Source organism: Kitasatospora sp. NPDC101108 (assembly GCF_055584725.1).
Genome location: NZ_JBVJLM010000004.1, coordinates 438,601 through 463,563, shown reverse-complemented (window position 1 = coordinate 463,563; position 24,963 = coordinate 438,601). Strand labels below are relative to the sequence as shown.

Below are 24,963 nucleotides of genomic sequence, written 5' to 3'. Positions count from 1 at the left end.
GCCGAACCCGTGGCGTCGGTCAGCAGCAGTCTGCGGGCTGACCGGCGGTTCAGCCCGGCAGCGGCGCGCGGCTCGGGCCGCCGGCCCCGGCGGGTGCCGTCAGGTCAGGATGCGCACGGGTGTGGCCACCGAGGGCGGTGAACACCGCTGGGTGGTCCTGCAGACGGTCAGCGGCCGCGGGTTGGGACCGTCGAGGATCTGTACGGCCCACAGGACCGGGTAGCTGACGCCGCAGATGGCGCAGGTCGGGGCTGGGAGAGGGGCGAAGCCTTCGGACGGCGGCCCGAAGCCGGGCGGGGCGGTGGATGCAGTGGGTGCGGCGGGTGTCGGGACGGTGGCCGGCATCGGCGGGACGGCGGGCGGTGCGGGAACCGCCGGGCGCGGGGCGACGACCGGTGAGGGGGGTGCCACCGGGGCGGGGGGCGCGACCGGGGCGGGGGGCGCGACCGGCGGAACGGGAGGGACCGGAGGAACAGGAGGAACCGGAGGAACGGGAGGAGCTGGAGGAGCTGGAGGAGCTGGGGGAACCGCCGGCGGAACGACCGCCGGTGGCGGCGCCACGTCCCAAACAGCGAGCCCGGCCACCAGCGCCTCGAAGTCGTACCCGCACTCACCGCAGGAGATCAGCGCTCCCTCGGTGCGCATGTCCCCGCAGCCGGGGCAGAACGTCACCGGTTGCTCGTCGGCCTCCGTGCTCTCGCAACGTGAGCAGATGAAGTCGGGCTCGACCTTGCCGTGCTGGAAGAACGCCCCGAAGATCTGGAAGGGGTGGATCTCGCCGTCCTTGCTGTGCGCCGCGCGCAGCACCGACTGGATCGTCTTCAGCCGCCGCCTCCGCTCCCGCAGGCGCTGGAGGTCCAGGTTGACGACCTTGGTCTGCCGGCAGTCCCGGCACGTGCACAGGGTCCGGACGGGCAGCCGGGAGCGGATCCCGAACTGCCGGTACAGGAACTCGAAGGCCGCCCGGTGCTCCTCCCCGACCGGGACGTCCGCCACTCCCACGCCGACGGCCGCGAGGAAGCCCTCGACGGTGGCCGCCAACTGCGCCACCCCGGAGCCGAGTCGCTCGGGTACGCCGTCCGGTCGGCGGCTCATCATCACCGGGATCGACAGCAGGCCGGGGAGGGCGTTGCGGTCCACGGCGACGAAGCCCTCCCGGGAGCGGAAGACGACGCCCTGGATACCAGCCCACAGGGACGGCCCGGTGGTCCGGGGGCCGCCGGAGAGCCGCTCGTTGATGAGGGAGGCCACGCCTCCGACCACGCGCTCGCCGGTCTGGTGGTGGCGGGCCAACGTCTCCGCCTGGGGTGCGCGGGCCCACCAGCGCGGCTGGGGGAAGTCCGCGTCCGGATCGAGGCCGGCCAGCGTCCGGTCGAGCATGAGCAGCGCGCTCCGGTAGGCCTCCACATAGGGGGACTGCACGCCCAGCGCGACGACCGAGACGGCACGGTCGGTGAGGTGCACCGACACCGTGGTGTGCCGGTCGGCGCCGTCCGGGCCGCCGACGAACAGCATGCGTATCGCGAGCGGGACTTCGTCGGGCAGGAGCATCGCGGAGCGGACGGCCGAGCCCCGCTGGGCCTCCACCACGGTGGCCATCTCCGAGGTGATCCGGAAACCGAGCGAGCGCAGCGCGTCCACGGCCGCGACCCGAACCCGTGCGGCGTCGGCACGGACGCGGCGCTCGGCGTCGAGGGTGATCGAGACCAAGACTCCTCCGCGGGCGGACGGCGTGACGGATCGACCGGTCGGACGACCGCACGACGGTCCGGGAGTCTAACCGGGAAGGCCGACGCGCGCAGACGGAACGTCAGGAACGGGCCGCCACCCCCGGCTCCGTCGCGGCGTCCGTGCACCGCCCGGCCCGACGTTACCCCCGCCCCGCCGTGTCGGACCGGCTGACGGTCATCCGGTCGCATGTCAGCCGGCCTTGACCGGCGTCGGCGTGGCACCTCGCGGCGCCGACGTGGCACCTCGCGGCGCCGACGTGCCGCTGACACGACGGCGACGCGACGGCGACGCGGTGACGACGCGCCGTCAGACTCCGGCGGTGCCGGCCGGGGCCGGATCCCCGGGTCGGCGGGCGAGGAGTCCCTGGCCCGGGCGGCGCAGGCGGCGAGGCCCTCCGGGGTGTGACCGGCCCAGCCGAGGTAGCCGTCGGGGCGGACCAGGAAGACGCCGGTCCCGTACGCCTCGTACGCCGGGATGCGGACCACGGGGGTGGTCAGGGTGGGCAGCGGGTCGTCGGTGCCGACGGTGACCAGGGTCCAGTGCGGGCCCCGGAGGCGTCGAACAGGCGGGTGCCGCCGCGGCGGCCGTCCGGGGCGCGGTCGCCGGCGCGCAGCGCTGCCTCGGGCAGGTCCGGGCGGGTGTCCACGGCGAGGGAGAATCCGCGGTAGCCGAGGCCTTGCCTGCCGGCTTCTGTTGTAACTATTATTGTTGCTTCAAGGCAAGGGAGGTGCGGCGTGAGCGCCAACAGCAGACTGACGATCGCGGCACACGCCCTGACCTGGATCGGGCTCTATCAGCGCCGTGGCCATGGGGTTGCCACCTCCGAGCAGATCGCGACGAGCGTCAACACCAATCCGGTGGTGATCCGCCGCTTGCTGGCCGAACTGCGCAAGGCCGGACTGGTCGATTCGCGGCGCGGCGCGGGGGCCGGCTGGATGCTCTCGCGAGACCTGGCGGACATCACCCTTCTCGATGTCTACGAGGCGGTCGAGGCGGGGCCGATCTTCGCCCTGCATCGCTCGATCCCCGACCCGGAGTGCGTCGTGGGTCACGGCATCGGGCCGGCGATGACCGCCGTCTACGACGAGGTCGAAGCGGCCCTGCGCAGGGAGCTGGCGAGAACGACACTGGAGGACGTCCTGCGGGACGTACTCAAAGCAACCTGATCCGACCGCTCCCCTTCGCGGGGATGTTTTCCGCCCATAAATGTAACAAAGATGGTTACCTCTAGGACTGGAGAACGACATGGGACTGCTGGAGCACAAGACCGCCCTGGTGACCGGTGCATCGACCGGCATCGGCCTCGCCACCGCCCGCCGGTTCGCCGCGGAGGGGGCGACCGTCTACCTCACCGGCCGCCGCAAGGCCGAACTGGACGCTGCCGTCGCACTGGTCGGCCCACGCGGCATCGGCATCCAGAGCGACACGTCGAACCTGGACGACCTCGACCGGCTGTTCGCCCGGATCACCGAGCGCAGCGGCCGCCTGGACATCGTCCTGGCCAACGCCGGCGTCGGGGACTACGGCCCACTGGGGGAGATCACCGAAGAGGAATACGAGCGCACCACCTCCATCAACTTCAAGGGCACCGTCTTCACCGTCCAAAAGGCCCTGCCGCTGCTGTCGGCCGGAGCCTCGGTGATCCTGCTCTCCTCCAGCGCCGCGCTACGAGCGGCTCCGGGCCTCGGCGTCTACGCCGCCACAAAGGCCGCGATCCGGAGCCTGGCTCGTACCTGGGCTGCCGAGCTGGCCGATCGCGGGATCCGGGTCAACGCCCTGACTCCCGGTCCCGTCGAGACCCCCGGGGCCGACGAGTTGCGGGCCGCCATGCCGCAAGGCGGGCAGTCTGCGGCGGCCGAGCATGCCACACCGACCCCCCTCGGTCGCGTCGGCCGACCCGAGGAGGTCGCCGCCACCGCCCTCTACCTCGCGGCCGACCAGAGCTCGTTCACCACCGGTGCCGAACTCTTCGTCGACGGCGGCGCAACCCAACTCTGACGCAGCCTCGGCGACTCGCGGCCCTGTGACGACGCCCCGGCGTCTGCCCGAGCGGCGGCCCCTGCAGGGCCGGAGGACCGTGGACAGGTCCCTTGGACAGCCCGGTCCGACCCGAAGTTCTGCTGACTGACGGGCGACTCCTGAGCCGTTCGGGTGCCCTGCAGCCGGATCGTGGTCGACTTGTTCACCCGGATCAGCTCGCTGATCGGTGCGGTCGCGTTGCCGCCGGACCTGGGCGCTGCCAGGGTTTTGGTCGATGACCTGGTAGACGAGCCGCTCGCTCTCCGCAACGGCGGGGCCCCGGACGCGCGCCGACCAGCCGGCACGAAGTACCTGCTCGGCCGGGAGATCGTTGTCCCCGCGGCTCAGGACAAGTGACTTCGGTTCAGTCAGGACAGACGGGCCAGGATGGTCCGGCAGGTGCGCTGCAGTTCCTCGTCGTTGGCGACGCGCCCGAAGCGCCCACTGCGGCGGGCCTGCGCCAGTTCCGCCCGGATGCGGGGCAGGGCGGGTGCGGCGGCCGAGCCCATCCGATCCAGGCAGGCCAGCACGTGGTTGGACGTCGCGTCGTTCTTCTCCCAGGCGGCCAGCAACGTCCGGACCACGACGTCGGCCTCGACCTCGCCGACGATGTCCCACAGGGCGGTCGCGGCATGGACCCTGGTCCACTCGTACCCGGCGGTCAGCATCGTGCGCAGGCGCGGCAGCGCGGCAGCGGCAGGTGGGCCGATCAGGCCGAGGACGTCGGCCGCGTCGTGGTGCGCGTGGGTATCGAGCAGGTCGCACAGCCGGGGCACGACATCGGCCGGGTCGCGTTCGAGCGCCCAGAGCGCGGCCGTGGCGGCCGCGCGCAGGTTCACGTCCGCGGCGTCGGCCAGCGGGCGGACCACGTCCAGGGCGGACGCGGCCTCGGTGCCGAAGGCGGCGAGTGCCTTCAGCGCGGAGGCCCCGAGGCGCAGTTGGTCATGGCGGATGGCGGCGGTGACAGCGTCGGTGAGCGCGGGGACGGCGGCCGCGTCACCCAGTTCGGCCAAGGCGGACATCAGGGCGCCTGTGCCCAAGTCGGCCCACGGATTCGACATGTCGGCGTCCGCCAGGTGCCGGGAGAGCCGCGGCACCAGCTCACCGGCTCCCGGGCGCAGCCGGCCGGCGACCTGCACCGCGCGCCAGGCGTCGGTACCGCCGTCCAGTGCGGTCAGCAGGCAGGGCACGGCGCGGGGATCACCGAGGGCGGCCAGGGCCATGACGGCCTCCTGGTGCGCGCGTCGCGGAAGCGTCTTCGTGACGGCCCAGGCGTTCGGCCCGTGGGTGGTGCGGTTGGCGGCGACGTGGGCGGCGAGCGCCTCGCGGGCGGGTTCGCCTGCGGGCCCCAGGGCCCGCAGGCTCTCGGCTGCCGCGGCGGCGGTGTACGGGTCCTGGGGCGCCAAGCAGTCGGCGAGGAGCTGGACGAGGCCGGTGTGCTCGCCCCGCCAGGACGTGATGAGGTCCTGGGCCATGCGGATCGCGTCGTAGCGGATGGCCGGGTCCGGGCTGCTGAGTTGTTCGGTGAGCAGCGCCGTGCGCTCGGGCACCCGGGCGTCCAGGACGGTGTGGAAGGTGCGCAGCAGGGTCGTGGTGGGGGCGTGCAGCCGGCCGTGCCGGTCGAGGTCCTCGAACGCGGCGGTGACCTGTGGCGGAACGCCGTCCTGGGCGACGGCTTCTGTCTCGGTGTCGGCCTCGCGGTCGGCCCGTGTGTCGGTTTCGCCCTCGCCCTCGCGCCCGTTCCGGCAAGCGCAGGCTCCGGAGCCGGTTCCCGACCGGCATCCGGCCTCCTCGCTCCCCCGCTCCGGTGCGGTCGCGAGCCGGCGCAGCAGGGCGATCGCGGCCGGCACGGCGTCGTCGCGGTCCTGCCCGCAGCGGGCGTGGTGAACGAGTGCGGCGAGCCGGATGTCGGGTTCCGTCGTCGGGTCGTCGGCCAGGGCGGCGAGCCAGGCCGTCGCGGCGGTGCGTGCCGCGGGGAGCCGCAGTGCCAGGGTCGCCGCCGTGTGGACGACGAGCAGCCGTTCCACGGTCCCGTCCTCGGCAGCCAGCCGCTCGCGCAGCGCCCCGAGCGCCCGGTCGGCGTCCTCGACGAACAGGCCCAGGCCCTCGATGCCCGCCCGGCGCACCCACGGGTCCGGGTCCTGCGCGTAGGCGAGGAAGGCGCCGGAGCGCTCGCGCAGCATGGCCACGCCGTCCCCGGCGGCCGTCGACTCGCTGCCGTCCGGCGCGACGATGATGTCGTCGCCGCGGTCGACGGCCTCGCGCCCGATGCTGAGCAGCAGGTGGACGACCGCGCCGCGGTCGGGGGTTGCCGGGTCGTCGGCCAGGGCGAACAGGAACGGCAGGCTCGCCACGGTGCACGGGTACACGTCCCCCTGGTGGTGGGCCGCGCTGTAGTAGTCGCCGAACGCCTTCTCACGGGTCCCGGCGTCGGCCGATGCCATCGCCCGCAGCCACACCGGCACCTCGTGGGCCGGCCCGTACGCATGACTCATCGACGACCAGTCGACACTTTCAAGATCGTTGATCACGCGGACCACAGTGCCAGCCACCACCGACAACGACACCCCACAGCCCTTCACCGGACAGAACTCCGCGTGGACCACCCGGCCCACCGGTTCCTTCCCGTGCTGCCGCCGGGTGTGGGCCCCGACCCGGGAGCGCCCATCCAACGCCCGCCGAAGATCAAGGTCAACACCTCTGGGCGGGCCCGGTCCGTCAGAACGTGCTGCGCCGTACGACGGGCCGCCCGGGCCGCTCCTGCCCGGGGCCGCGCAGCGCGGCGGCGGCGGTGCGGGTGCGCTCCAGCCAGCTCATGACCTGGCGCAGCGTGGCGGGGTCGAGGTTGCGGGTGAGGTCGCGGACGGCCTGGTGGTCGTCGCTGGTTGCAGTACTGCAGCCTGCTCCTGCTTGCCGTCCTGCCGAGGCCGGCGCGTCTCCGACGCCGGCCCACCGACAGCTGACCACCGGAGCAGGACGGTCAGCGACGTCCGTCCCGGCCGATCACCATCGGCGCTTGGCAGTGCCCAGGATGCCCTCACCGATCGTCGGCGCTGATGAAGTCGGTCAGAGCGGATCACGACCGAATACGTGCCCTGGCTAGCGCAGGGCTCCGGTCGCACGCAGGTCGGCGAGTGCCCGGCGGGCCAGTGGGCCGAAGTCCTCGCCAGTGGTGGTGTCGATCCACTGGTCGTAGGCGATCTCCCAGACGAGCGTGCCCAGTTGTGCGGTCACGCGCGCGGTCAGGATGGGGACCCCGCGCCTGTTGAGGGCCTTGATCATCGCGGCGGTGAGGTCGATCCGCTTCAGGGCTTCGCGTTCGCGCAGCTCCGTGTTGGCGTTCAGCACGGCCTGGCGCCGGCGGCTGAACTCGCGGCGGTCGGCGGTGAAGAACGTGCGGCCGAGCGCATCGAGGGCGTGCGCCAGCGCGTCGAGTGGTCCCGCAGTCGGCGGCGCTGAGGCGATCCCCTCGGTGAGCAGGTCGGTGATCGTGCCCGCGCCGAAGAGCACCTCCCGCTTGTCCGGGAAGTACCGGAAGAACGTGCTCTTGGTGAGCCCCGCGCGTTCCGCGATCTCGATCACGGTCGTGTTCTCGTAGCCGTGCTCCTCGAAGAGGTCGAGGGCGGCGGCGGCGAGTCGTCCTGGTGCGTCGGGTTGCCAGCGAGCCATGGGAGCAGTCTACGGGACTTCGTCCCATCACTGGTGTACGGTCGATAAGACCAAGTCCCATCACTGGCCAGGAGAGAGGTCACCGATGAGCAGAGCTGTCCGCTACCGGCGATTCGGCGGTCCCGAGGTGCTCGAACTGCAGGAGATACCCGAGCCGCACGCCGCACCCGACGAGGTTCGCGTCCGGGTCACGGCCGCCGGGCTGAACCCGATGGACTGGCAGATCACCACACAGCCCGACATGGCGGCACGGTTCGGCATCACCCTGCCAGCCGGGTTCGGCAGCGACTTCGCCGGAGTGGTGGACGAGGTGGGCACCGAAGCCACCGGATTCGCGATCGGCGACCGGGTTTACGGGGCTGCGATCGGCCGGTCCGTCGCCGACTTCGTGCTGGTCAAGACAGCCGCGGCAACGCTCTGGCACACCCCCGAGGGCGTCGGCGACGAGGTGGCGGCCACGCTTCCGGTGTCCGGTCTGACGGCCGCCGCCGCGCTCGCCGCACTCGGGCTCCGCGCCGGGGACACCGTCCTGATCGGCGGGGCGGCGGGCGGCGTGGGCGTCTTCGCCGTGCAGCTCGCGAGGCTCGCGGGTGCCCGGGTGCTCGGCACCGCCTCCGAGGCCACGTTCGGATTCCTGCGCGGGCTCGGCGCCGAACCCGTGGCGTACGGCCCGGGCCTGGCGGACCGGGTGCGGGCCTTGGCGCCCGAGGGGATCACCGCCGCAACCGACCTGTTCGGAAGGGACGCGGCCGAGACCGCCCTCAAGCTCGGCGTGGCACCCGAGCGGATCACCGTCGTGGCCGACGGCCCCACCCCGCCGCCCGGCGTGCGCAAGCTGGGGGCCCTCGACGCGGCCCCGGGCACTTTGGAGCGGATCGCCGACGCGATCCGTCGCGGCGGGATCACGGTGCCGATCGCGGCGACCTACCCGGTCGAGCGGATTCGCGAAGCCGTGACGACGCAGGCCGAGAGGCACGTGCACGGCAAGATCGTGATCGCCATGTAGAGCGTCACCAGGCAGACTCGGGAGGCCGGGGGAGCGCGGCCCGCAGGCAGCGCGCCGCGTTCATCGGTATGGCACACCGTGCCGCATCGCTCCTCCCCCTCGCCGACGCCGAGAGCCTGGATGCGGCACACGCGGTCGAGGTCTACAACGCGCTGTCCGCCTACGGGGACCGGGGCGACAGCTGTCACATGGCCGACGTATTGCTCACCCGGCAGCAGGTCCTCGGAGGCACAGACCTGACCCATGCTCACTGCCTGTAGCGATGTTCGCCGGCGGGTGGGTACTGCCGAGTCACCATCGAGGACGCGGCTGGGCGGCGGCCCAGGAGCAATCCGATCTACCTGGGAAAACCGCAAGCGCAAGTCCTGGCACGGCTGTCTGCTGCCACACCACCAGCCGCAGCCATGCGTGAATGGGGCCCTGCGGACCGCGGAGGTGGATGCGCGGTCCGCGGCGTGCCTCCTCGCGACGGTCGGATGGCGGCGGCTCACGCCGGCGTGGCATCGGCCGACGCCGGATGGCGGCCGTACCAGTCGAGGCAGACGACCAGGGCGTCGTCCAGGGCATCGTCGTCGCGGTGGCGGCCCAGCTCAGTCAGTACCGCTCGGGGGACTTCGGCGGCGGGCAGCAGCTGGGTGGCCAGGATCGCCCTGGCCAGCGCCCGCTCGCCGTATGGCTCGCCTGTCTTGGAGGTGACCGCGTGCACGCCGTCGCTGACGAAGATCAGCCGGTCGCCCCGTTCGACCCGAATGCGCTGCGCCTCGTACGGGGTCTCGTCGGCGAGACCCAGCGGTAGCTGCGCCTCGAACGGAATGTGCTCGACCGCTCCGGCCCGGAGCCGGAGCAGCTTGGGTGAGCCCGCGTCGACGATCTCGACCAGGCCGGTGTCGAGGTGGAACTCAAGGAGCAGGACCGATACGTGGGCCTTGCCGCGGTACTGCCCGTACACGGCCTGGTCGGCCAGGGCCGCTTGGTCGGCGATGCTGACGCCCGCTCGGCGGGCGTTGCGCAGGGAGTTGACGACCAGGTTGGTGAGCAGGGACGCCTCGATGCCCTCACCCATGCCGTTGGTGACGGTCAGAGTCAGGTGGTCCTCGGTGGCGGACCAGTCGAAGTTGTCACCGCGGATCGCGTAGGCCGGTTCGAGCTGGGCACCGATGGCGTACTCGTCACGGGCACAGGCGCGGGCAGGCAGGAGCTGCCACTGCATCTCGGCGGCGAGAGTGAGTCGGTTCTTGCGGCGGGCCTGGAGATAGAGGTCGGTGTCGCGTTCCGCGACGATGATGTGGTAGCCGAGCATCTCGGCGATTTCCCACAATTCGTCCTGCACGGAGGGGGTGAGGGTGGAGCTGTCGAGGCCGACGCTCAGGATGCCGAGACGGTCACCCCGGACGGTCACCGGCAGGTGCAGCAGACGTGTTCCCTCGAAGGGGCCCGGCTCCGCGAAGGGCTCCTGCGAGCCGAAAGCGCGGCCCGGAGCACTGGTGTGTACGGGGAGCGGTCGCGCGGTGTGGGGCAGTTCCGTGACCGGCTGTAGCACGGTCAGGCTGTAGTCGGCCAGAAGCAGCTCGACCTGGTGTGCGTGGTAGAGGTTGGTGAGGATGGCACGGATGGTGTCCAGCAGGGCGTAGGGTGCGGCGACGCGCAGTGCGCGTTCTACCGCCGACAGGTTGGCCGCCAATCAGTTCGCCCTCCCGTTCGACCGCCGACTGTTCCGTCGGCGGTGTGTCTTGTGTGGTGGTACGGGTGCCAAGATGGCCCCATGGACACAGTCTCCCCCCTGCCGGGCCGCCCAGACGCCGCGGCCATCGCGTCGTCCGTGGTGGAACTGCTGGAGGTGCTCTGGGGCGGTGGCCGCGACCTGGTCGCTGCGCCGGTCTCGGTGTCACAACTGCGGGTGCTCTACGTCTTGGAGGCCAGTGACGGAATCAACCTGCGCACCCTCACACAGGCCCTGGACACCCGTCCCTCTTCCGCCAGTCGGCTCTGCGATCGGCTGGAAGCGATCGGTCTGGTGCAGCGCACCCCGAGTGCGGCCAGTCGACGGGAGCTCGAACTCCACCTCACGGCCTCCGGTCGCGCGTTTCTCGCCGGTCTGCGGGCGGACCGGGAGCGGTCCCTGGAGCGGGTCCTCGAAGCCATGCCCGACGCGGACCGCCGCGCGCTGATGTCTGGGCTGACATCCTTCCGTGCAGCGGCCATGGGCGTCACGGCGCAGCGAACCACCTCAGCGGGCTCGCACGGGGTACCGGGCGGGGAGCCGGTCGCTGATGCGTCCGGACACGATGTCGTACGGGGTGCCGGCCCCGCACGTAGCGCCTGAACCGGGCGTTCGCACTGCCGGCCCCGCTCGGGCCACCCTGCTCACGAAGCAGCGGCGGATCATTGCTGAGCGGCGATTGTTGTCGAAGCGCAACTATTGCCTCTAGGGTGGGCCATATGCCGCACTTTGCGGTCCCGGGCCGCGCTCTGCGCACCGCCCGGTGAAGGGAGGCCGTAGTGGCCGAACGACCCCGCATGGCACCGGGCTGCTTGACGGTGGACGTGACGATCGGCGCAGATGTCGCCCGAATCGAACTGTCGGGCGAGATGGATCTGGAGACCCTCCCGCAGTTCGAGGAAGCGGTCCGTCACGTGCTGCTCACGCACGCCCGGATCGTGATCGTGGACGCGAAGAACCTCACGTTCTGCGACTGCGCAAGTCTCGGCGGTCTGCTCCGGGCGAAGAAGCGCATCACGGAAGCACCCGCCACTTTCCACCTCGCCAATCCGTCACCCGCTCTGCTACGTCTCGCCGATCTCACCCGTACTCGCAGTGCCCTTGGCCTTTCACCGCAGCTACCGGCGGCCCGTACCAAGCCCGCTCCCGCCAACGACGGTGAACCCGTAGGCGTCGCCCCGCGACCAAGTTGAGCGGCCCGGGGCGGGATCGGGTGCCCGCCGAAGGGCCGCGTACCTTCGCCGGCCGGGGAGGGGCGGCGTCAGCCGGTCTTGTCGACGCGGGCGGTCCACGTGACATGCTCGTCGCATGATGGACCACGAGCAGCTGGTAGTGCAGGTACCGGGCGACAGGCCCGCGGCGGAGACCGGCCTTGCGGTGGTTCGGGAGGTCCTGGCCGGCCTCCCCGGTTCGGTGGTCTTCCTCCAGCCGGAACGCGGACCGCGCGGCGAGGTGGTGGACTTCCGGTTCCTGGCCGCCTCTCCTGAAGCGGTCGACATCGGCGGGCGCAGCGGAGCCCAGCTGCTGGGGTTGACTGTGCTGGGCACGTATCCGGGGGTCGATGCCACGGGCTTGTGGCGCGGCTACCTGGGAGTACTGGAGAGCGGTGCCTTGTACGAGGGGGAGCTGGAGTACGAGGAGACGGCGGCCGGCATCCCGCACCGGTCCCGGTACGGCGTGCGCGCGGCCCCGTGCCAGGGCGGCCTGATCGTCTCCTGGAACCGTCTGGATACCGGTGAGCGCGAGCAGCGTCGCCTGGCGCTCATGCAGAGTCTGGGCCGGATGGGCTGGGTGGACCGCGACCTGGTCCGAGCTGAGATCACCTGGTCCGACGAGGTGTACTCGATCTTCGAGAGGGACCCTTCTCTGGGCCCGATGACGCTGGAGGACTTGTCGGCCCATGCCGAAACCGAGGACCGTCCGGCGGTGGAGGACGCGGTGCGGCGCCTGCTCAAGGTCGGGGAGCCGATGGATCGCACCTTCCGCGTCCGCCTGCCCGGCCGAGCGGTGCGCCATGTGCGGGTGGTCGCCGAGGCGGAGACGGACGTGCGCGGCGACCCGGTGCAGGTTCACGGCTTCTTCCAGGACCTCACAGCCGCCAAGCTCGCCGAACAGCAGCTACTGGAGCACCAGGAGGCCGCCCTCTTCCACCAGAGCCTGCTGACCGCCGAACGCGACCTCGCCGCCCGGCTGCAGGACACCCTGCTCCCACTGCCCCAGCAGACGCTGGACCTCGCGGGCCTGACCGTCGACGTCGCCTACCTGCCGCTCCAGGAAGGGCTCAGCCTCGGCGGCGACTGGTACAGCGCCATCGAACTGCCCGACGGCAGCGCACTTCTCGTCGTCGGCGATGTCGCCGGCCACGGCCTGGACGCGGTCGCCACCATGGCTCTGCTGCGTTTCACCGCCAAGGGGATGGCCATCACCGGCACCCCCCTGCCGGACATCCTTGCCCGGCTCAACACCCTCCTGCTGCACACCCCGGAACGCAACGGCCCGACGGCCACCATGATCATGGCCGTGTACCAGCCCGCCGCCTCCCGCCTCACCTGGGTACGCGCCGGCCACCCGCCACCCCTGCTCCTGCGCGGCGGCCGGGCCCGCTACCTTCCCTCCACCGGCGGCATCCTCCTGGGTGCCATCACCACGCCCCACTACGAGGCCTCCACCCTCGACCTGCTGCCCGGCGACCAGTTGCTGCTCTACACCGACGGCCTGGTCGAAAGGCCGGACGAACCCCTGGACGAAGGCCTGGGCCGCCTGGCCGACACCGCCCTGGCCCACGCCCACACCCCACGACCCCTGGACGGCATCGTGCGGCCCCTCATCGCCCCGCACACCCGCCGCGACGACGTCTGCGCCCTGCACATCAGCCGATGACGAATCCCCCGCACGCCAGCCTCGGTCCCGCTGGGAGCGCTGGCGACGCATCTTGACACTTTCTGACCGCGCGGTCGAACAGGGCTGGACACCCCGACCCGGGGGTGTCCAGCCCTGTTCGACTGGGTCCAGGTCGCCTCTCGGCCTCGGGTTCGCAGTGAAGGTGTTGTGGTGGGTGGCGCTGTTCGTCCTGGCGGTGTGGCTCCTGGGCTTCGTGGTCCGCACCGTCGACGATGCCGGCGGCCGACGCCGCTGGTACCGGTGGTGACGTCGACACGGCCGGTGAGAAAGAACTCCCGTGCCATGCCGGCCGATTGAAGGTCCGGCCGCGGCGGGGCCGGGTGCGCAGGCGCGCACCCGGCGACAGGGCACCGGACGCTCAGCGCATCGCGGCGGCAGCAGTGGCCGGCGTCCTCGGAGCGCTCCTGGCCGGTCGGCCAGCGCCAGGCGGCCCGAGGACGGCCCCCGACCCTGGTGGTCTCCGGCTGCAAGGGCTCGGACGAACGCGTACCCGAGGCCGAGGCGATGGCCGACTACCTCATGGCGCGGGGCGTCCCCGAGGACCGCATCCTCCAGGAGCGTGCCTCGACGAACACCGGGGAGAACTTCCGGTTCAGCCGCGAGCTGATGGAGCGGATCCGCCCGGACTACCGCTGCGCCATCGTGACCAACGACTTCCACGTGCTGCGAGCGGGCATCCTCGCGCGCCGGGCCGGGGTTCCGGGCGAGGCCCGTGGCGCGCCCACTGCGGCCTACTACCGGCCGAGCGCGACTCTGCGTGAATTCGTGGCGGTACTGGTCTCCTACCCGCTCGCGAACCTGGCGGCGTGCGCGGTTCTGGCCGCGGCCGGGGCCCGGGCGGGCTGGTACGGCTGAGCCGGTGAAACCCGACCGCCCTCCGGGGATTCGACGACGCGCGAGAGCGGGGGTGTCCGGCGTGCGACGGCGCGCCCGCCGACGGGCCGTGCCCGCGGGGGACACCAGTCGCTGGGTTGGTGAGACGTGGGCGTGGTGAGAGGGTGGGAGCAGTCAACGCCCCGGAAGGGGGCTGAGCCGGTCATGACCGAGCTTCACGTCTTCACCAGTCGCCAGAGTGCCACCCTGACCCTCCACCCCCTCGGCGAGATCGATCTGGACACCGCCGGCCGCTTGGTCGGAGCCGCATTGGCCGCGGAACGTGGGGCGGGTACCGACCTCGCCGTCGATCTGACCGGGGTCACCTTCATCGACTCCTCCGGCATCCATGCCCTGGTCACCCTTCAGCACGTCGCCCGGGACGGCGGTGGCGCGCTGTTCGTGAGCGGAGCCGGCCGTCAGGCCCGCGAACTGCTGGCGTTCACCGGCCTTGCGGACCTGCTCGGCCGGCCGGCCGATCCCCCCGGCCCCGGCCGGGGACCGGAGCGGGATGTGTAGAGTCCTCGGGACGGCAACACGTTGCCCGAAGCCGCCGCGTACCGGTGCGGCCAGCAGGTACCGGCGCGGGGATCTCCACTGAGTGCTCCCGCCTGGAGGGGCCCGTGACAGTCACAGGAGTGAGGATGCTGGTGGACAACCTCTCCGGGGCTCGCAGCGGCCAGTGGTCGGTTCGGCACGTCTTCGACGGCCGGCACGGAAGCATCGGCGCCGCCCGCGCCGTCACCCGGGACTTCCTCGCCGCGCTGCACCGTGTGCGTCCCAGCAACGACCCGCGGGCGGCCGACAACATCCTGCTGGCCGTCTCGGAACTGGTCACCAACGCCGTGCGGCACACTCCCGGCCCCGGACGGCTGCACATCGACTTCACCGAGGAGCACCAGGTACGGGTCACCGTCAGCGACACCAGCACCGCCGCACCCCAGCCCCGCCCGCCGCAGCCCGATGGCACCGGCGGTTACGGCTGGCTCCTGCTGGAGGAACTCGCCGACACCCTGACAGTGGTTGCCCACGAGGGTGGCAAGCACATCCACGCCGCTCTGCCCTGGCCCGGCCGCGCACACGGCTGACGAAGGCCGGGTGCGATGCCCGTGAGCAGGGCCCGGTGCCTGCTGCCCTCGTCAGTTTGATATTCATTACCTGAATCGCATGTCATGAATTCCTTGACGCCTTCAGGAGCCGCAGGTGATCGTGTCGGTCATACCGCCGCGCCCAGCTGCGGGAAGCGAAGCGCGTCGCCACGAGTGTGAGAGGACCTGCCGATGACGCCGACCGCATCCTCCGGCACCGACGACTGCCCCCTCGGGAACGGGGCGACCGTGACGGTGCAGCGCTCCGACGGCGTCGTCGTCGCCCGCCTGGCAGGCGAGCTCGATTTGGACAGCGTGGACGTCGTCCGGCTGGACCCGGCCGTGCTCTCCGGGGCAACCCACTTGTTGTTCGACCTCGCCGAACTGGACTTCTGCGACTCCAGCGGCCTGAACGCGCTGCTGCGGCTGCGGGCCGAGGCCGCCCACCAGGGCATCGAGGTCGGGCTGTGTGCGCCGGGTGAGCGGGTGCGAATGCTGCTCCGGGTGACCGGCACGGACCAGGTCTTTCCCGTGCACCCGAGCGTGGAAGCCGCCCTGGCGGCGGCGGCCGCCCCCACCGCGGTCCCGGCCCGGTGACGCGCGGGACCGTCCCCGGGCGGGCCACGCCGCACACGCGGAAAGGGAGCGGGTAGCGGCGAGGCGAACGGGGACCGGCGGGGCCACGGTGCTGGGGACCGGCCGGGCGACCTGGGACGCGGCCACTGATGCTGATCCTGGAGCGGCCGGGCTACCCGGAGTTGACGTACCACAGGTTCTCGCACAGCCCTCCGCAGGACGACACGGGTGCCGTGGTGGGCATGCTGTGCGTGGTCACCGAGGACACCGAGTGCGTCGTGGGCGAGCGGCGGACGGCGGTCTGCGGAATCTCGTCATGAAATTCACACAGTTCCTTCACGCGGCTTGCGTGCATGACGCCGGCGATCGCGGGCATCCGGGAACGAGCTTGACCCGGCTTGGAGAGGAGCACCATGACCACGCGAACCGAGGCGCCCGAGCTGGCCGCCCGGCCGGTCGGCAGCGCGGAGGCCGTCCGCCACGTCGCGCCGGAACTGCTCGACATCGACAGCCCCCGGGACATCGCCCCGGCGGACGCGCGGGAGCTGACACGCGTGCTGCTGGCCCGGCTCGCGACCCTTGAGGAAGGGACCCGTGAGTACTCCTACGTCCGGTCGACCCTGGTCGAGCTCAACCTGTCCCTCGTCCGGTACGTGATCCGCCGCTTCGACTCGCACCGCGAGCCCCAGGAAGACCTGCTGCAGGTCGGCGCCGTCGGCCTGATCAAGGCGATCGACCGGTTCGACCCCGAGCGCGAGGCGGAGTTCTCCACCTTCGCCATCCCGACGGTGCTCGGCGAGATCCGCCGCCATTTCCGGGACACCACCTGGGCGGTCCACGTCCCCCGCCGGCTCCAGGAATTGCGCATCACCCTCGCCAAGGCCCAGGACCACCTCACGCTGCAACTCGACCGCGCACCAACGGTCGCCGAGCTCGCCCACCACCTCGGCCTGACCGAGGAAGAGGTGATCGAGGGCCTCACGGCCGCCAACGCCCACACCACGGGATCCCTCGACCACGGCAGCGCCGAGGACGACGAAGGCCCCAGCCCCCTCGCCGACCGGCTCGGCCAGGAGGACGCCGCGATCCTCCTCGCCGAGAACGTCGTCGCGCTCAAACCCCTCATCGCGAAGCTGCCGGAACGCGAACGGCTCCTCCTGTCCCTGCGCTTCACCGACGAACTCACCCAGTCGCAGATCGGCGCCCGGCTCGGACTGTCACAGATGCACGTCTCCCGGCTGCTCACGCGCACCCTGAAGAAACTGCGGGACGGCCTGAACGCAGGCTGAACGGCTCCCGGAGCAAAGGGTCTTCTGCTGGGCGGTGGATGGCGCCCGGGCGATCCGGCCCCACCCCGTCGACATCCCCGGCACCCTCATCGGCATCAGCGACTGCGGGCGCCTCGTCCACGGCTGCTCCTCGGTCGCTGGTTCGGTCAGCGGTCGGGCTGACCGCTGTTCGTCGTCTGCCCCGCGACGCCCCCGGGAAGCGCGGCTGTCGGCTCGCGGCCCTGAGGGTGGGTCGGCCGCGTCCACCCGGACGACGGGTGGACCACCGCCGCAGACGTGACGGCCGAGCCGGCGCCGTGGCCGGGGAGCGGCAGGCCGCGGGGGCCCGAAGGGCCGGGCGTGGCGCGGGTCTTGTCTGCGTCGACACCGTCCGGGGGCGGACCGTCAGCCGTCGTGGCTGCGCAGCGTCTCCTTGACCTTGGCGATCGCGAAGCCCCACCCCTGCTCGACGGTCGGCTTGCCCGGAACCGCGAGTTCCCGGGGGTTGGTCAGGACGTCGAGCACCACCGGTCCCGGCGTCTCGAAGGCCCGTCGCACGCCGTCGAGCAGTTCGGAGGGGCGGGCGACCCGGATGCCGGTGAGGCCGAGGGCGGTGGCGACCGCGGCAAAGTCCGGGTTGTCCAGCTCCGTGCCGAACTCCGGGAGCCCTGCCTGCTCCTGCTCCAGCTTGACCATGCCCAGGCGGCGGTTGTCGAAGACCACGAGCTTCACCGGCAGCCGGTGGGTCCTGATCGTCATCAGGTCGCCGAGGAGCATGCTCAGGCCGCCGTCGCCGCAGAACGCCACGACCTGCCGGTCGGGGGCCCAGAGCTGCGCGCCGAGGGCTTGGGGCATGGCGTTGGCCATCGAGCCGAGGTTGTACGACCCCAGGAGCCGCCGGCGGCCGTGCATGGTCACGAACCGGGACAGCCAGACGGTCGCCATGCCGGTGTCGGAGGTGAAGACGGCGTCGTCGCTCGCGCAGTCGTTCACGGCGGCGGCCAGGGCTTCCGGGCGGACGTCGTGGGCCCGGTTGTCCAGCGCGCTGCGCAGGCGGCCGAGCAGGTGGTGGTCGTGCTCGGGGTCCGCCAGGCGCCGCTGTCCGGCGGTCCATTGCTCGAAGCGTTCCCGGGCTGCTTCGAGGTGGGCGCGGTCCGCGGTGGGCCTGAGGTGCGGCAGGAGCGCACGGAGGGTGGCCGCGGTGTCGCCCGCCAGGCCCACGTCGACGGGTATCCGGCGGCCGAGGTTGCGTTCGAGGAGGTCGATCTGGACGACCTTGCGGCCGGTGGGGTACCAGTCGCGGTAGGGGAAGTCCGTGCCGAGCATGATCAGGGTGTCGCAGGCGTCCAGCGCCCCGGCGGCGGCGGGGTTGCCGATCAGGCCGGTCTGTCCGACCTGGTAGGGGTTGTCCGCTTCGAAGCCCTCCTTGGCCTTCAGGGTGAGGACCATGGGTGCGGACAGGCGCTCGGCGAGTTCCAGCACCTCCCCGCGGGCGTCCCGGGCTCCCCGGCCGACCAGGAGGGTCACCCGGCCGGCGGCGTTGACGAGGTCGGCGGCTTCCCGGATGCCGGCGTCGTCGGCGCGGGTGACCGGGCGGACACGCGGGAAGCGGGCAGGGCGGTCGTCCGTCAGCTCCCGGTCGCCGAGGTCGCCGGGGACCGTCAGCACTGCCACGCCGCGCTCGCTGATCGCGCAGCGGACGGCGGTCTCCAGCATCCTCGGCAGCTGGTCCGGCGAGGTCACGGTCGCCCGGAAGACCGCGACGCCCCGGAACAGCAGGTCGTTGTCGACTTCCTGGAAGTAGTCGCTGCCCAGCTCGGCGGACGGGACCTGTCCGGCGATGGCGAGCAGCGGGGTCCGGCTCTTGGCCGCGTCGTACAGTCCGTTGAGCAGGTGCACCGATCCGGGGCCGACGGTACCCATGCACACGCCCAGGGTTCCGGACAGCTGGGACTGGGCGCCGGCCGCGAAGGCCGCGGCCTCCTCGTGGCGGCAGCCGATCCAGTCCAGGCCCTCGGTGGTGCGGATGGCCTCGGTCAGCGGGTTCAGGGCGTCGCCGACGACGCCGAACACATGGCGCACCCCCAGCTCCTGCAGGGCGTCGACGATCACGCGGGCGACGGTACGTGCCACGGGGCTTCCCTTCGAAGTGTCAGACGGTGAACCGGTCGGGGTGGGCGGCCTCCCAGTCGCGTGCCCAGGAAGCGGGAGGGTCATGGAGCAGCTGCCCCGGTTCCAGCCAGAGATGGAGGTCCGCGTAGGAGCGGATGGTCTGCGGGTCGATGCGGCGCTGGAGCATGTGCGGGCGCAGCTGCGAGGGGTCGTCGACTCCCATCGAGGCCATGATCTGCAGGGCGCTCCTGACGGTGGCCTCCTGGTAGCGCCGCACCCGCTGGGACTTGTCCCCCACGTGCAGGGCGCGGGCCCGGCGCGGGTCCTGGGTGGCCACGCCGACCGGGCAGGTGTTGGTGTGGCAGCGCTGGGCCTGGATGCAGCCGACGGCGAACATCATGGCCCGGGCGGCGTTGGTGTAGTCGGCTCCCTGGATCAACCGCTTCACCAGGTCGCTGCCGGTGGCCACCTTGCCACTGGCGCCGATCCGGATCCGGTCCCGGAGACCGGTGCCGACCAGCGCGTTGTGCACCGTCATCAGTCCCTCGGTGAGCGGCATTCCGACGTGGTCGGCGAACTCCAGCGGGGCGGCGCCGGTCCCGCCCTCCGCTCCGTCGACGATGACGAAGTCGGGCGTCACCCCCTCCTCCAGCATGGCCTTGCAGACCGCGAGGAACTGGCGGCGCGAGCCGACGCAGAGCTTGAACCCGGTCGGCTTGCCGCCCGCCAGCCCGCGCATCCGGCCGATGAAGCGGACCAGTTCACGCGGCGTGGAGAACACCCGGTGGTAGGGCGGGGAGACCACGGTCCTTCCCTGCGGGACACCGCGCACCCGCGCGATCCGGGCGTCGACCTTGGAACCGGGCAGCACGCCGCCGATGCCGGGTTTGGCGCCCTGGCTGAGTTTCAGTGAGACGCACTTGACCTGCGGGTGCGCCGCCTTCTCGGCGAACTGGCCGGGGTCGAAGTCTCCGTCCTCGGTGCGGCAGCCGAAGTAGCCGGTGCCGATCTCCCACACCAGGTCTCCGCCGGGCCGCAGGTGGTACTCGGACAGCCCGCCCTCACCGGTGTCATGGGCGAAACCGCCCAGCGCAGCACCGGTGTTCAGGGCCAGCACCGCGTTGGCCGACAGCGAGCCGAAGCTCATCGCGGACACGTTGAGCAGTGCCATCGCGTACGGCTGGGAGCAGTCGGGACCGCCGACCCGCACCCTGGGCGGGTGCTGCGGCACCGCGACGGGGGCCATCGACGGCACCAGGAACTCGCGCCCGCTCTCGTACAGGTCCAGCTCCGTGCCGAACGGCTCCTCCGCGTCCGTCCCCTTGGCCCGCTCGTAGACGATGCTGCGGGTGTCGCGGTCGTAGGGGCGCCCGTCCACGTTGCGTTCGACGAAGTACTGCTGCACCTCGGGTCGAATGCCCTCCAGCGCGAACCGCAGACGCCCGATGACCGGGTAGTTCCGCAGGATCGAATGCCGGGTCTGCAGCAGGTCCTTCGACGCCAGCACCGTCACCACCAGCAAGGGGACGGCCGCACACCACCACCACGGGGACCCGAGAACGGCCGCGGCCGTGGCGGCGGCCGCCCCACCGACCGGCCCGGCAACCAACAGGAATCTCAGCACAGCAGCCGTCTAACCCCGGACGACGCGGGTAATCAGGCGAGTTGCTCGGGCAGCTGTCGGCCTACAGGTCACGCAGCGGATCGTCGGCCTCGGCGTCCTGGAGATCGTCGAAGACCCGCGCCGAGCGGACCAGGCCGTCCACTCCCCGGTCGGTGAGCCGGACGACCTTGCGGCGGACGTCGGCCGGGTCGGCGGCGCCTCCTCCACCTGCTGGGTCGACCCGTCGATCTGTACCAACCTGACCGCGTTCAAGGACTTCATCCAGAGCACCGTGGCGGGATGACCGTCGCCCCGCACCGGCCCGGCGTCGCGGTCGGGCCGGGGCGGGCCCCGTTCAGCGCCGGAAGAACCCCCGCCGCTTCGTCTTCGCGGGCGGCGTCGGCGGCGGGGGCGGCGGGTCGAGGAGGGCCACGACGGCCTGGAGGAAGGGGCGCGCCTCGGCGGTCATGCCCGTCCGGTGCAGCCGGTGACGGCCCGGCTGCTCCCACTCGCCCAGCACCGCGCCGCGCTCGCCCGTGATCGGGTCCACCGCGAACTCCAGGGCGAAGGCCCGTTGCGGCGAGCCGTCGCCCGGCCACGCCAGCACGACCGCGAAGGCCTCCGTCGCCGCCCGCGGCACCGGGAGCGCGACGAGGAGCAGCCGGTGCGGCCCGGCCTGGACGAAACCGCCCTGGAGTCCGTCCGGTGCCAGCCGCTGGTCCGCGGGCAGGGTGTCGCCGAAGTCGCCCCAGAGCCGCAGCAGTTCGCCGCCGATGCGCTCCCCCGGCACCGTGTCCAGGTGGGTGAGCGAGGGCAGCAGGCGGTGCGCGAAGCGGTAGTGGTGCGGGCGCGGTCCGGACGGCGCCTCCCCCGGGTCGGCCAGCCGGGTGACCGCGGCGATCACCTCGTCGGCGTTGACGAGGTCCAGCAGCCCGCCCTCCCCCACCGCGGTGAGCGGCGTCAGCTCGCCGTCCCGCCACCAGTAGGTGTGGGCGGACAGCGGCGCGCCGGAGGCCGCGTACTCGTGGGCCGCCGTTTCGATCAGCGTCTGCAGCACCTCCGGTACCCGGACGTCGAACGGCGCGAACAGCAGGCGGAACGGCGTGGGGAAGGCCACCACGGCGCCGTCCGGCGGCAGTTCCCGCCCCGCCACCTCGCGGTAGAGGGTGTCCAGGGCGAGCACCCGGCTCCCGGTCAGCGCCGACTCTCCGGTGACGACGTGCAGGCCGCCGCCCCCGCCGGTCGGTCGGAGCTCGTGCTCCTCGACGGGCAGCCGCGCCAGCCGTGCCCGAGCGGCCCGGCGCAGCCAGGCCGCGTCCGCGAGTTCGGCGACGGCCTCGGAGGTCAGCACCTGCCAGCCGACCGGTGATTCCAGTGCGAGGAACTCCAGTATCCCGGGGGCGACTTCGAGCGCGTGCGGGTACTGCGCGGAGTCGGCCAGGCTCGCGGCGTCCAGGAGTAACGGGTAGAGCCGAGCGGCCGTCTCCTCCGGCGTACCGGCCCGGCCGGCGCCCGGTCCCTGGACGGCGGCGACCAGTTCGAGGACGTGGGAGCGGACCAGTTCCCCCAGCGGCACCTCCGGCCGGGCCGCCATCAGTTCGGGCAGCCCGCCGAGGCCGTAGTCGCGCCCCTGGTCGTCCCGCGCGACATCCCCGTGGAGGGTGACCTGCGTCCCCGCCTGCGCGAACGCCGTCCGTACCAACGCTGCCAGCTCCGGTTCCAGCTCGTGGCGTCCCATCGTCCCCTCCTGACTCAACAGTTCGCCCCCGTCCGTGCGGGGACGCCACCGACCCCTGCCCGGTTGCACTGCCTGGGACACTCTTCGTACGGAACACTCCCGGTACGGAACACTCCGGGCCCTCGCCGTAGCTGCCACCCGGCGGCGTGTCGGGCGGGCGTCCCAGCGGTGGGTGGTCCAGGCTCGTCGGGCCGGGCGACGGACGGTGGTGACGTCATGACCGGGGTTCTTCAGGGCTGCGGTCGGGTGGCGGGGATCAGGCATTCGATGAGGTAGTCGCCGGTGTCGGGGTCGGTGACGACGCCGTGGGCCTCGCTGCCGAAGCCGGGGAAGGCACGGTCGAAGGCTTCGAGGGCGGTGAGGTAGCGCAGCAGCGGGCCGTCGAAGGCGCCGAGTGATTCCCCGGGCATGAGGACCGGGATGCCGGGAGGGGTGACGGTGACCATCGCGGCGGCGGTCCGTCCGGCGGCGTCGGCGAGGCGGACGCGTTCGGTGCCCCCGCGGACGAGTTGCTGATAGCAGTGTCGGGGCGGGTGGACCGGGGTGGGCAGGTTCCGGAAGGCTTCGTCGAGGGACTGGACGAACGCGCCGTCGGTGAGGTGGCGGTGCATCCGTGCGCACAGCTCGCGCAGGCCGATGTCCCGGTAGTGGCGGGGGTGGTTCCGGGTGAGGTCGGGCAGCACCTGGTGGAGCGGGGCGTCCTCGTCGTAGAGGGCCTTGAAGTCCATCAGGCCGTCCATGAGCGTGCCCCACTTGCCTTTGGTGATGCCCATGGAGAAGAGGACGAGGGTGCTGTAGCTGTCGGTCTTCTCCACGACGATGCCGCGGTTGGCCAGGTACTCGGTCAGGATGCGCGCCGGGATTCCCCAGGGCTCGGTCCGGCCGGTGGCGGTGACGCCCGGGCAGGTGATGGTCACCTTGATCGGATCGAGGAGGCTGTAGCCGTCGGTCAGGCCGTCGAAGCCGTGCCAGGCGGCGCCGGGTTCGAGTTGCCAGCAGGAGGGCTCGGTGACGAGCAGGGACAGCGGTGCGTCGGCGAACGCCATGGCGGTGCCGGTGTCGGGGTCGGTGACCGTCTCGGGCTGCCAGATGCCGAAGAACCAGCCGGGCCGGTCGCCGGCGGTGGCGATCCGGCGCCCGGTGCGCACGACGGCCTGGCGGAACCGGACGGCCTCGGTGACGACCTCGTCGATGAGCCAGCGGCCCTGGGGCCCGTCCATCATGGCGGTCGCCACGTCGAGGGAGGCGATGGCGGGGTAGAACGCCGAGGTGGTGCCGTGCATCATGAACGCCTCGTTGAAGCGGTGGTGCTCGACGGGCGCCCGGGGCGAGGGGCGGACGTGGACCATGGCGCACTGCGAGAGGGCGGCGAGCAGCTTGTGCGTGGAGTGGGTGGCAAAGACGGTCGGCCGCTGCGGCTCCGGGAAGGTGTCCGGGCCGACGGCCATGCCGTACCGGCCCCGGTAGAGCGGGTGGAAGCGGGCGTAGGCGATCCACGCCTCGTCGAAGTGCAGGCGCGGCGTGCTGGGCGCGAGGGCCCGGGCCGTGGCGAGGGTGTCGTAGCACAGGCCGTCGTAGGTGGAGTTGGTGATGACGGCGTACTGCGGCTGCGGTGAGAGGGCGTCGGCGGTCAGCGGATTGGCGGCGATCCGGGCCGCGACGGCCTCGGCGCCGATGGCGGCGGGGGGCAGCGGTCCGGCGAGGCCGTAGCCGTTGCGGGTGGGCACGAGGTAGACCGGCCGGGCGCCGGTGACGACCAGGCCGTGCAGGACGGACTTGTGGCAGTTGCGGTCGACCAGGGCGATCTCGTCGGAGGTGACGCTGTAGTGGCCGACCATGCGGTTGCACGTGGAGTCGCCGTGCAGGACGAAGTAGGTGCGCTCCGCGCCGAAGACCCGGGCCGCGTTGCGTTCGGCCTCGCCGATCGGGCCGGAGTGCTCGTAGAGGGACCCGAGTTCACCGACCGAGATGGAGAGGTCGGTGCGCAACAGCCGCTCGCCGTAGTAGTCGAAGAAGGCGCGGCCGGCCGCCGACTTGAGGAAGGCCACGCCGCCGGAGTGCGCCGGGGTGTGCCAGGAGTACTCATGGGCGTCGTCGAAGTGCCGAAGTGCGCTGAAGAACGGCGGCAGGACATCGCGCCGGTAGGCGGCGGCAGCGGCCGCGACCCGGCCGGCGATGAAGGCGGGCGTGTCCTCCAGCGGCCAGATGTAGCCGATGACCGCCTCGGCGACCCACAGCGGAAGGTGCTCCAGGTCACTGTCGGAGCCGTCCGCCATGAGCAGGAAGACCGGCAGGTCCTTGAACCGGTGCCGGATGCGGTCCAGCACCTCGGCCCCACCGCTGGGCGGTTCGACCCCGCTCTCCGAGGCACCGGCGTCCCCGCTGTCACCGGGCGGCCGCGGCAGGCCCCACGCCACGACCGCGGCGGCCAGGCCGGCCTCGATCTGAAGCGTCGCCGTGGCGTCCCTGCTGTCACCGGCCCAGCGCAACTCCAGGCCGCGGTCCTCCAGTTCCTTGCCGATCCGGCGCATCTGTTCGGCGCTCACACCGCCGGCGAGGGGGTCGTTGCGCAGTGCCAGCAGGACGGTGCCGTTCGCCATCGTGGTCCCTTGCCTCGTGGGTAAGTGCCCGCGCAGGCGCGGACCAATGGGTGTGTGCA

At 72.1% G+C, this 24,963-nt stretch carries 19 protein-coding genes and 4 pseudogenes; 14 read left to right on the top strand and 9 right to left on the bottom strand.

Annotated elements, in window-relative coordinates; translation table 11 throughout:
• Positions 1-99: 99 nt before the first annotated feature.
• On the bottom strand, positions 100-1,710 hold the full coding sequence (locus ACZ6Z8_RS13045; protein ID WP_465609028.1) for a hypothetical protein: 1,611 nt from the start codon (positions 1,708-1,710) through the stop codon (positions 100-102).
• Between the two features lie 389 nt (positions 1,711-2,099).
• Positions 2,100-2,407 (bottom strand): annotated as a pseudogene (locus ACZ6Z8_RS13040) (aromatic-ring hydroxylase C-terminal domain-containing protein); the annotation flags it as partial.
• Between the two features lie 58 nt (positions 2,408-2,465).
• On the opposite strand from ACZ6Z8_RS13040, the gene ACZ6Z8_RS13035 reads away from it, so the two are divergent.
• From ACZ6Z8_RS13035 to ACZ6Z8_RS13025, 3 genes are all read left to right on the top strand, one after another.
• Entirely contained in the window at positions 2,466-2,897 is a 432-nt protein-coding gene (locus tag ACZ6Z8_RS13035) for an Rrf2 family transcriptional regulator (RefSeq protein ID WP_465609027.1), read from the top strand.
• Positions 2,898-2,976: 79 nt separating this feature from the next.
• Positions 2,977-3,729, top strand: coding sequence for an SDR family NAD(P)-dependent oxidoreductase (locus ACZ6Z8_RS13030; protein WP_465609025.1), 753 nt, complete (start codon positions 2,977-2,979; stop codon positions 3,727-3,729).
• 180 nt (positions 3,730-3,909) lie between these two features.
• Entirely contained in the window at positions 3,910-4,107 is a 198-nt protein-coding gene (locus tag ACZ6Z8_RS13025) for a hypothetical protein (protein WP_465609023.1), read from the top strand.
• 11 nt (positions 4,108-4,118) lie between these two features.
• On the opposite strand, the gene ACZ6Z8_RS13020 is transcribed toward ACZ6Z8_RS13025, so the two are convergent.
• Together ACZ6Z8_RS13020 and ACZ6Z8_RS13015 are read right to left on the bottom strand one after the other, a co-directional pair.
• Positions 4,119-6,245: a HEAT repeat domain-containing protein gene (locus ACZ6Z8_RS13020; protein ID WP_465609021.1), complete on the bottom strand. Its 2,127-nt coding sequence runs from the start codon at positions 6,243-6,245 to the stop codon at positions 4,119-4,121.
• 604 nt (positions 6,246-6,849) lie between these two features.
• The gene (locus ACZ6Z8_RS13015; RefSeq protein WP_465609019.1) at positions 6,850-7,419 is read right to left on the bottom strand and encodes a TetR/AcrR family transcriptional regulator; all 570 of its coding nucleotides are present in this window, start codon (positions 7,417-7,419) and stop codon (positions 6,850-6,852) included.
• Between the two features lie 85 nt (positions 7,420-7,504).
• Between ACZ6Z8_RS13015 and ACZ6Z8_RS13010 the strand changes: the two genes are divergently transcribed.
• Entirely contained in the window at positions 7,505-8,425 is a 921-nt protein-coding gene (locus ACZ6Z8_RS13010) for an NADP-dependent oxidoreductase (protein ID WP_465609017.1), read from the top strand.
• Positions 8,426-8,912: 487 nt separating this feature from the next.
• Here the strand turns inward: ACZ6Z8_RS13010 and ACZ6Z8_RS13005 are convergent, their stop codons facing one another.
• Positions 8,913-10,106 (bottom strand): PP2C family protein-serine/threonine phosphatase, encoded by a 1,194-nt coding sequence (locus ACZ6Z8_RS13005; protein WP_465609015.1) that lies wholly within the window; start codon positions 10,104-10,106, stop codon positions 8,913-8,915.
• A gap of 81 nt (positions 10,107-10,187) precedes the next feature.
• Between ACZ6Z8_RS13005 and ACZ6Z8_RS13000 the strand changes: the two genes are divergently transcribed.
• The 10 genes and pseudogenes from ACZ6Z8_RS13000 to ACZ6Z8_RS12955 all read left to right on the top strand — a co-directional run bounded on the left by ACZ6Z8_RS13000 (position 10,188) and on the right by ACZ6Z8_RS12955 (position 16,872).
• Complete coding sequence (locus ACZ6Z8_RS13000) at positions 10,188-10,748, top strand: MarR family winged helix-turn-helix transcriptional regulator (protein ID WP_465609014.1); 561 nt, start codon at positions 10,188-10,190, stop codon at positions 10,746-10,748.
• A gap of 176 nt (positions 10,749-10,924) precedes the next feature.
• Entirely contained in the window at positions 10,925-11,338 is a 414-nt protein-coding gene (locus tag ACZ6Z8_RS12995) for an STAS domain-containing protein (protein WP_465609012.1), read from the top strand.
• A gap of 115 nt (positions 11,339-11,453) precedes the next feature.
• The gene (locus tag ACZ6Z8_RS12990; RefSeq protein WP_465609010.1) at positions 11,454-13,025 is read left to right on the top strand and encodes a PP2C family protein-serine/threonine phosphatase; all 1,572 of its coding nucleotides are present in this window, start codon (positions 11,454-11,456) and stop codon (positions 13,023-13,025) included.
• A 142-nt stretch (positions 13,026-13,167) separates the two neighbouring features.
• Positions 13,168-13,293: pseudogene (locus ACZ6Z8_RS12985) on the top strand (hydrophobic protein); the annotation flags it as partial.
• Between the two features lie 188 nt (positions 13,294-13,481).
• A pseudogene (locus ACZ6Z8_RS12980) lies at positions 13,482-13,901 on the top strand (YdcF family protein); the annotation flags it as partial.
• Positions 13,902-14,084: 183 nt separating this feature from the next.
• Positions 14,085-14,438, top strand: coding sequence for an STAS domain-containing protein (locus ACZ6Z8_RS12975; RefSeq protein WP_465609008.1), 354 nt, complete (start codon positions 14,085-14,087; stop codon positions 14,436-14,438).
• 125 nt (positions 14,439-14,563) lie between these two features.
• Positions 14,564-15,007, top strand: a complete 444-nt coding sequence (locus ACZ6Z8_RS12970; RefSeq protein WP_465609006.1) for an ATP-binding protein — start codon at positions 14,564-14,566, stop codon at positions 15,005-15,007.
• 192 nt (positions 15,008-15,199) lie between these two features.
• Positions 15,200-15,604 carry an STAS domain-containing protein gene (locus ACZ6Z8_RS12965; protein WP_465609004.1) on the top strand — a complete coding sequence of 135 codons (405 nt, stop codon included), beginning with the start codon at positions 15,200-15,202 and terminating at the stop codon, positions 15,602-15,604.
• 85 nt (positions 15,605-15,689) lie between these two features.
• Positions 15,690-15,882 (top strand): annotated as a pseudogene (locus ACZ6Z8_RS12960) (hypothetical protein); the annotation flags it as partial.
• 114 nt (positions 15,883-15,996) lie between these two features.
• Entirely contained in the window at positions 15,997-16,872 is an 876-nt protein-coding gene (locus ACZ6Z8_RS12955) for an RNA polymerase sigma factor SigF (protein ID WP_465609002.1), read from the top strand.
• A 384-nt stretch (positions 16,873-17,256) separates the two neighbouring features.
• On the opposite strand, the gene ACZ6Z8_RS12950 is transcribed toward ACZ6Z8_RS12955, so the two are convergent.
• From ACZ6Z8_RS12950 to ACZ6Z8_RS12935, 4 genes are all read right to left on the bottom strand, one after another.
• Positions 17,257-18,984: a thiamine pyrophosphate-dependent enzyme gene (locus ACZ6Z8_RS12950; protein WP_465609000.1), complete on the bottom strand. Its 1,728-nt coding sequence runs from the start codon at positions 18,982-18,984 to the stop codon at positions 17,257-17,259.
• 19 nt (positions 18,985-19,003) lie between these two features.
• Positions 19,004-20,587: an FMN-binding glutamate synthase family protein gene (locus ACZ6Z8_RS12945; protein WP_465608998.1), complete on the bottom strand. Its 1,584-nt coding sequence runs from the start codon at positions 20,585-20,587 to the stop codon at positions 19,004-19,006.
• Positions 20,588-20,921: 334 nt separating this feature from the next.
• The gene (locus ACZ6Z8_RS12940; protein ID WP_465608997.1) at positions 20,922-22,304 is read right to left on the bottom strand and encodes a hypothetical protein; all 1,383 of its coding nucleotides are present in this window, start codon (positions 22,302-22,304) and stop codon (positions 20,922-20,924) included.
• A 230-nt stretch (positions 22,305-22,534) separates the two neighbouring features.
• Positions 22,535-24,904, bottom strand: coding sequence for an Orn/Lys/Arg family decarboxylase (locus ACZ6Z8_RS12935; protein ID WP_465608996.1), 2,370 nt, complete (start codon positions 24,902-24,904; stop codon positions 22,535-22,537).
• Positions 24,905-24,963: the final 59 nt, after the last annotated feature.

Coding starts and splice junctions, on each gene's coding strand:
- ACZ6Z8_RS12935 (WP_465608996.1), bottom strand. CDS start 24,904: ATGGCGAACGGCACCGTCCTGCTGGCACTGCGCAACGACCCCCTCGCC.
- ACZ6Z8_RS13015 (WP_465609019.1), bottom strand. CDS start 7,419: ATGGCTCGCTGGCAACCCGACGCACCAGGACGACTCGCCGCCGCCGCC.
- ACZ6Z8_RS12955 (WP_465609002.1), top strand. CDS start 15,997: ATGACCACGCGAACCGAGGCGCCCGAGCTGGCCGCCCGGCCGGTCGGC.
- ACZ6Z8_RS12970 (WP_465609006.1), top strand. CDS start 14,564: ATGCTGGTGGACAACCTCTCCGGGGCTCGCAGCGGCCAGTGGTCGGTT.
- ACZ6Z8_RS12965 (WP_465609004.1), top strand. CDS start 15,200: ATGACGCCGACCGCATCCTCCGGCACCGACGACTGCCCCCTCGGGAAC.
- ACZ6Z8_RS12940 (WP_465608997.1), bottom strand. CDS start 22,304: ATGGGACGCCACGAGCTGGAACCGGAGCTGGCAGCGTTGGTACGGACG.
- ACZ6Z8_RS13030 (WP_465609025.1), top strand. CDS start 2,977: ATGGGACTGCTGGAGCACAAGACCGCCCTGGTGACCGGTGCATCGACC.
- ACZ6Z8_RS13010 (WP_465609017.1), top strand. CDS start 7,505: ATGAGCAGAGCTGTCCGCTACCGGCGATTCGGCGGTCCCGAGGTGCTC.
- ACZ6Z8_RS13020 (WP_465609021.1), bottom strand. CDS start 6,245: ATGAGTCATGCGTACGGGCCGGCCCACGAGGTGCCGGTGTGGCTGCGG.
- ACZ6Z8_RS13000 (WP_465609014.1), top strand. CDS start 10,188: ATGGACACAGTCTCCCCCCTGCCGGGCCGCCCAGACGCCGCGGCCATC.
- ACZ6Z8_RS12990 (WP_465609010.1), top strand. CDS start 11,454: ATGATGGACCACGAGCAGCTGGTAGTGCAGGTACCGGGCGACAGGCCC.
- ACZ6Z8_RS12975 (WP_465609008.1), top strand. CDS start 14,085: ATGACCGAGCTTCACGTCTTCACCAGTCGCCAGAGTGCCACCCTGACC.